The sequence below is a fragment of the Pseudomonas caspiana genome (genome assembly GCF_002158995.1).
GTDB classification, from domain to species: domain Bacteria; phylum Pseudomonadota; class Gammaproteobacteria; order Pseudomonadales; family Pseudomonadaceae; genus Aquipseudomonas; species Aquipseudomonas caspiana.
Genome location: NZ_LOHF01000005.1, coordinates 46,866 through 52,979, shown reverse-complemented (window position 1 = coordinate 52,979; position 6,114 = coordinate 46,866). Strand labels below are relative to the sequence as shown.

At 59.8% G+C, this 6,114-nt stretch carries 4 protein-coding genes; 2 read left to right on the top strand and 2 right to left on the bottom strand.

Annotated features, from left to right (window positions below):
• Positions 1-48 precede the first annotated feature (48 nt).
• Positions 49-1,911: a flavin monoamine oxidase family protein gene (locus AUC60_RS08425; RefSeq protein ID WP_087265716.1), complete on the bottom strand. Its 1,863-nt coding sequence runs from the start codon at positions 1,909-1,911 to the stop codon at positions 49-51.
• Between the two features lie 273 nt (positions 1,912-2,184).
• Between AUC60_RS08425 and AUC60_RS08420 the strand changes: the two genes are divergently transcribed.
• Together AUC60_RS08420 and AUC60_RS08415 are read left to right on the top strand one after the other, a co-directional pair.
• Positions 2,185-3,591 carry an adenosylmethionine--8-amino-7-oxononanoate transaminase gene (locus AUC60_RS08420; protein WP_087265714.1) on the top strand — a complete coding sequence of 469 codons (1,407 nt, stop codon included), beginning with the start codon at positions 2,185-2,187 and terminating at the stop codon, positions 3,589-3,591.
• Positions 3,592-3,735: 144 nt separating this feature from the next.
• The gene (locus tag AUC60_RS08415) at positions 3,736-4,455 is read left to right on the top strand and encodes a 16S rRNA (uracil(1498)-N(3))-methyltransferase (protein ID WP_087265712.1); all 720 of its coding nucleotides are present in this window, start codon (positions 3,736-3,738) and stop codon (positions 4,453-4,455) included.
• A gap of 219 nt (positions 4,456-4,674) precedes the next feature.
• Here the strand turns inward: AUC60_RS08415 and hydA are convergent, their stop codons facing one another.
• Positions 4,675-6,111, bottom strand: coding sequence for a dihydropyrimidinase (gene hydA, locus AUC60_RS08410; protein WP_087265710.1), 1,437 nt, complete (start codon positions 6,109-6,111; stop codon positions 4,675-4,677).
• Positions 6,112-6,114 lie beyond the last annotated feature (3 nt).

Below are 6,114 nucleotides of genomic sequence, written 5' to 3'. Positions count from 1 at the left end.
GGGCGCGATCTCACGATCGCGCCCTTTTCGCTTGCTACTACAGTCCGATCAGTTTTTAGCTTCAGCGGCAGCTTTGGCTTTCGCCTTGGCAGCAGCGGCTTTCTTGTCAGCTTCAATCTGGGCAGGCGTTTTCGCAGGGGCCTTTTTCGCTGGCTCCTTGGCCTGAGTTTTCTTGGCAGGCTCAGCCTTCTTCACCGGTGCCTTTTTGGCGGGTTCGACCTTGGCCGGCTCCGCTTTGACCGGCGCGACGACAGGCGCAACCACTGGCGCTACAGGCTCTGGCGCCGGAGCGGGTGTTGGCTCAGGCGCCTTCTCTACTGGCTTGGCGACAGGCTCTTCAGCACAGCCGAACCAGCACGAGAAGAAACCACCCTTCTCTTTAGCCTTGGTTTCGTCAGCCGCTTTGGCTGGCTCAGGCTTCTTGGCTTCAGCCTTGTCAGACGAACCGCCAAACAGGTTGCTGAAGAAACCACCTTCGTCTTTCTTCGTCGCAGCAGGTGCTGGCGCAGGGGCAATTTTGACCGGCTCGAACGACTTGCCAGCAGCCAGGTCTTGAACCTGACTGGCAGCACGTTGGCCTGTGCGCAAAGCGCCTTCAACCGTGCCGGGGTAGAGCGCGTCAGTGTGCTCACCGGCAAAGGCTACGCGCTGGATCGGCTTTTCCCACAAACGCCAGAACTTACTGATCTGCCCTGGCCCGAATGCCAGATACGAACCGCCCGTGGACGGGTCAACGCTGTAACGACGGATCTCGTAGCCGGTGTAAGCGCCGCGAGCCTGTGGATAAAACGTGTGCAGGCGGATAAGGACCTGATCCACCAGTTGCTTGTCGCCAAAAGCTTGCATGATCCGCGCGTTATCGCCGGAAAGGTTGATCACAACATTGGCGCCGCCCTTGGTTGCAGGCTCGACCCAGAGCATGCCCAGACCGGTGTTGCTGAAAATCTCGCCAGACATGCGCGCCTTGCTTTCCCAAACAGGCGTCTTGAACTTGAGCATGATCTGGTCGCGCCAACCGTAGTTGGTGCTCTTGATTGCAGCCATGTGCTGGGCATCCAGCGCAGGCGTCATCTGAATCTTGCTCAACGCCCGCAGCGGTACAGCTAGCACTACATAATCAGCGCTGTAACCGACTGCGCCCGCCTTGACCGTTACGCCGTCCTTTTCCTGGACGATGGCGGAAACGGGTGAGTTGGTCTTGATCGTTTTGATCTGCTTGGCGAAGGCTTCGGCCAACACCGCGCTACCACCTGGCAGCCGTGCTGCACGGCGGTCACGGTCGTCAACGTTGCGATAGACCCGCGATTGCTGCGCGAAGTACAGCAGCGACAAGCGCGACGGCTCGTCGTAGCGGGTACGAATTTCCTGGTTGATCAACTGGCGAGCGGTGGCTGGCAGGGTCAGACGATCCAGCCAGTTAGCGACGTTGATCTGATCCAGCGCAAACAGGGTGCTGTTCGACGCAGGGCTTTCCGGGTTGTCGATGGAGCGCGCCAGGTTGTCGAGGGTTTCCTCGTAACGCTTGATCGCTTCGGCAGTCGCCGGTTGCTTGAGCGCCAGATCGGCCTTGCTGAAATACACCCCATCAATGAGGTAGCCCGGCGTACGGACGAACTCCGGCGCAGGCACGGTGGTCAGCTTGAAGTGGTCCAGATACTGGTTCAGCGCTGGCTGAGCCTTGCTGTTGCCGACCCATTCGCTGGTAGCCAGACCCGAGCGGCCGCCCAGGCTTGGCTTGGCTTCCAGCAGCGTGACTTGCCAGCCTTTGGCTTGCAGCTCGTACGCCGCTGTCAGGCCTGCAAGCCCACCGCCGACCACGATCGCAGTCTTTTGTTTTTCATTAGCGAGCGCCGAAACGCTGACCAGCCCAACTAAAACGAGCGCACAGGCGCGCAGCCAACCAGAAAGCATTCAGCAGACTCCGAAAAAAGCAGGGGGAGGTTTCGGTAGATGACGCTTGATACGCCACAGAGGCGCGAAGGATACGCCAGCCGCAGCAGGCCTGCCAGTGATGTCCATCGAGCGCCTGCCAAACATCAAACGCCGCTTGAAATGGAATACATGACTGTAGGAGCGACCGGGGCTCGGTTTGTTGCACTAAAGGTTGTTCCACGGCCGGGCATTGCATAGGCTTGCGCGATTGCTCGTCCTCGCATCATGCGAGTCGTTATCCGGAGAAAACCAATGGGCCTGAATGATCAGTGGATGCAGCGTGACCTTAAGGTCTTGTGGCACCCCTGCACCCAGATGAAAGACCACGAAAGCCTGCCGCTGATTCCGATCAAGCGTGGTGAAGGCGTGTGGCTGGAAGACTTCGAAGGCAAACGCTACCTGGACGCTGTCAGTTCCTGGTGGGTCAATGTGTTTGGCCACGCCAACCCGCGCATCAACCAGCGCATCAAGGATCAGGTCGACCAGTTGGAGCATGTGATCCTCGCTGGCTTCAGTCATCAGCCGGTGATCGAGCTGTCCGAGCGCCTGGTCAAGTTGACACCCGAAGGCCTGACTCGCTGCTTCTATGCCGATAACGGTTCGTCCTGTATCGAAGTCGCGCTGAAAATGAGCTTCCACTACTGGCTCAACCGCGGCCAGCCGAACAAGAAGCGCTTTATCACCCTGACCAACAGCTACCACGGCGAAACCATGGCAGCGATGTCAGTGGGCGATGTGCCGTTGTTCACCGAAACCTATAAAGCGCTGCTGATGGACACCATCAAGGTGCCAAGCCCGGATTGCTACCATCGCCCCGAAGGCATGAGCTGGGAAGAACATTCGCGCAACATGTTCGCCGCCATGGAGCACGCGCTGGCTGAAAACCACGCCACCGTTGCAGCCGTCATCGTTGAGCCTTTGATTCAGGGCGCGGGCGGTATGCGCATGTATCACCCGGTATACCTCAAGCTGCTGCGTGAGGCTTGCGACCGCTATGGCGTGCACTTGATTCACGATGAAATTGCCGTGGGTTTCGGCCGTACCGGGACGATGTTTGCCTGCGAGCAAGCTGGCATCCGCCCGGACTTCCTGTGTCTGTCCAAGGCTCTGACGGGCGGGTATCTGCCATTAGCGGCGGTGTTGACCACCGACGACGTTTACGACGCGTTCTACGATGATTACCCGACGCTTCGCGCCTTCCTGCATTCGCACAGCTACACCGGCAACCCGCTGGCGTGCGCGGCAGCGTTGGCGACGCTGGATATCTTCGAGCAAGACAACGTCATCGAAAACAACAAAGCCCTGGCCCAGCGTATGGCGACGGCCACTGCGCATCTGGTGGACCATCCGCATGTCGCCGAGGTGCGCCAGACCGGCATGGCGCTGGCCATCGAGATGGTTCAGGACAGGGCCACCAAAACCGCTTATCCGTGGCAGGAGCGCCGTGGCTTGCAGGTGTTTCAGCACGCACTGACGCGTGGCGCGTTATTGCGTCCGCTGGGCAGCGTGGTGTACTTCCTGCCACCGTATGTGATAACGCCGGAGCAGATCGACTTCCTCGCCGAGGTCGCCACTGAAGGCATCGACATCGCCACGCGTAAAAGCATCAGCGTTGCCGTGAGAGAGAATTTTCATCCGGATTTTCGTGATCCGGGTTAGGTAGGTTAACGCTGTAGGAGCGCGCTTTCCCGCGATGAGGCCGGCAAATCCTGCGCATTGGGCGGCTGACAGAACGCCATCGCGGGCAAGCGCGCTCCTACATACCAAGAACAACGCCGCACACCAAAATTTCAGAGACCCTCCATGAGACTGTCCCGCTTCTTTATCGACGCCACCCTGAGCCTCGGTGAACACGAACTGCCTGAAGCCCAGGCGCATTACATCGGGCGTGTGTTGCGTATGGCCGAAGGCGATGCGCTGCAAGTGTTCGATGGCTCAGGCCATGAGTTTCGCGGCACCTTGCTGGAAGTCGGCAAGAAACGCGTGCGCGTTCAGCTCGACGAAACCTTCCCCGGTCAGACCGAGTCGCCGTTGCGTATCCATCTCGGCCAGGGCTTGTCCCGTGGCGAGCGCATGGACTGGGCGATTCAGAAGGCTACCGAACTGGGTGTCACGGAGATTACTCCGATTGTCAGTGAGCGCTGCGAAGTGCGCCTCAAGGACGACCGCGCCGAGAAGCGTCAGGCCCATTGGCAGCAGATCGCGATCAGCGCCTGCGAGCAATGTGGGCGCTCGGTGGTTCCGGTGATTCACCCACCCATGCCGTTGACCGAATGGCTCAAGCGCAGCGATGCCGAACTCAAGCTCGTGCTACACCCGGTAGCAGAACCGCTGACCAGCCACAGCAAGCCAACCACCCTCGCCTTCCTGATCGGCCCTGAAGGCGGCTTGAACGACGCCGAAGTCGATCAAGCCCAGGACGCTGGCTTCCACGCCGCCCGCCTCGGTCCACGCGTGCTGCGTACCGAAACCGCACCCGTGGTTGCGCTGAGCGTTGCGCAGCAGTTGTGGGGGGATTTTTAACTACCCGAGCAATGCTCATTACTATCAAACAAAAATAACTACCTGATTTGGAATACCTTTCTGTAGGAGCTCACGAGCACCGCGAGGCAGCGATTGCGGTCTGTCTGATACACCGCGATCGCGGCCTCGCGGTGCTCGTGCGCTCCTACAGGTCCCCTGTTGTCTGTGCGACAGCGTGGTGTCAGGGACACCTGGGCGACTCCAATAGCAATTGCTGACTCAAACCGGCAACTCGGTTTTCCTGCGCCGGGCCTTGGCCGGTTCCGGTCTTGCGCATGGCAAGAATTGCCCGCGTCCAGGCTGACCCGACGCCGCGCCGTCCCACACCACGTCGCCCCGTGAAAGGGTCAGCGCAGGCCAGGCCGTCAAGCGCATGCCCGCGTATGGCGTGTAATCCACGCGGTGGTGCAGGCGATCATTCTGCAACTCGAAATCCAGCCCTTCGTCCCAGATCACCAGATCCGCGTCGGCACCAATCGCGATGCTGCCTTTGCGCGGATACAAGCCATACAACCGCGCTGCGTTGGTCGAGGTCAGCGAGACAAACTCCTGCGCAGTGATGCGCCCGGTGCAGACGCCTTCAGACCAGAGCAGCGCCATGCGCGTTTCAATGCCGGGGATGCCGTTGGCAACTTCCGAAAAAGGCGCATGCTCGCCGTGTGCGCGTTTGCCGTCCGGGCCTTCGTAACGAAACGGCGCGTGGTCAGAGGAGAACACCTCAAACGAGCCATTCTGCAGGCCGTCCCAGATGACTTGCTGGTTCGCAGCGTCTCTAGGCGGCGGGCTGCAAATACATTTGGCGCCTTCAAAACTGTCATCGCAACCCAAAGAGTCGGCGGTCAGAAACAGGTATTGCGGACAGGTCTCGGCGTACACCTTCAAGCCATGGTCCTGCGCCCAGCGAATCTGCTCAATGGCTTCACGCCCCGAAACATGAACGATCAGAATCGGCACATCCACCAGTTCAGCCAGGGCAATCGCGCGGTGAGTGGCTTCGCGCTCCGCCAGCATCGGGCGCGATGTTGCGTGATAGCGCGGAGCACTCAACCCCGCTGCCAAAAGGCGCTCAGTCAGCCAGGCAATACAATCGCTGTTTTCAGCGTGCAGCATGACCATCGCACTCTGAGCACGCGCAACAGACAACGTCTCAAGGATCTGCCGGTCATCCAGCTTCAGGGCGTCGTAGGTCATGTATATCTTGAACGAGGTGTAACCCTCAGCGATCAGTTCGGGCAACTCGCGGCGGAGAACGTCTTCTGTGGGGTCCGTCACGATCAAGTGGAAAGCGTAATCGATCAACGCCTTGCCATCCGCCCGCTGGTGATAATCATCGACAGCGGCTCGCAAGCTTTGCCCCTTCTGCTGGCAGGCGAACGGGATCACCGTCGTCGTGCCGCCGCAGGCCGCTGAACGGGTCCCGCTTTCGAAATCGTCAGCCATCACTGAGCCGTCGCCGGTGGGCTGATCCAGATGCACATGGCTGTCGATGCCGCCAGGCGTCACCGAACGTCCGGCAGCATCAATCTCCCGAGTTGCGCCCGCAAGCCCCAGACCCAGCGCAACGATCAGCCCGCCGCGAACACCAATGTCACTGACAAAACTGTCCGCGGCCGTGATGACTTTGGCGTTGCGAATGAGTAAATCAAAAGCCTGCATCGC

Bases quoted from the DNA above. Each gene is read 5' to 3' on its own strand.
- AUC60_RS08425 (WP_087265716.1), bottom strand. From the start codon at position 1,911: ATGCTTTCTGGTTGGCTGCGCGCCTGTGCGCTCGTTTTAGTTGGGCTG.
- AUC60_RS08420 (WP_087265714.1), top strand. From the start codon at position 2,185: ATGGGCCTGAATGATCAGTGGATGCAGCGTGACCTTAAGGTCTTGTGG.
- hydA (WP_087265710.1), bottom strand. From the start codon at position 6,111: ATGCAGGCTTTTGATTTACTCATTCGCAACGCCAAAGTCATCACGGCC.
- AUC60_RS08415 (WP_087265712.1), top strand. From the start codon at position 3,736: ATGAGACTGTCCCGCTTCTTTATCGACGCCACCCTGAGCCTCGGTGAA.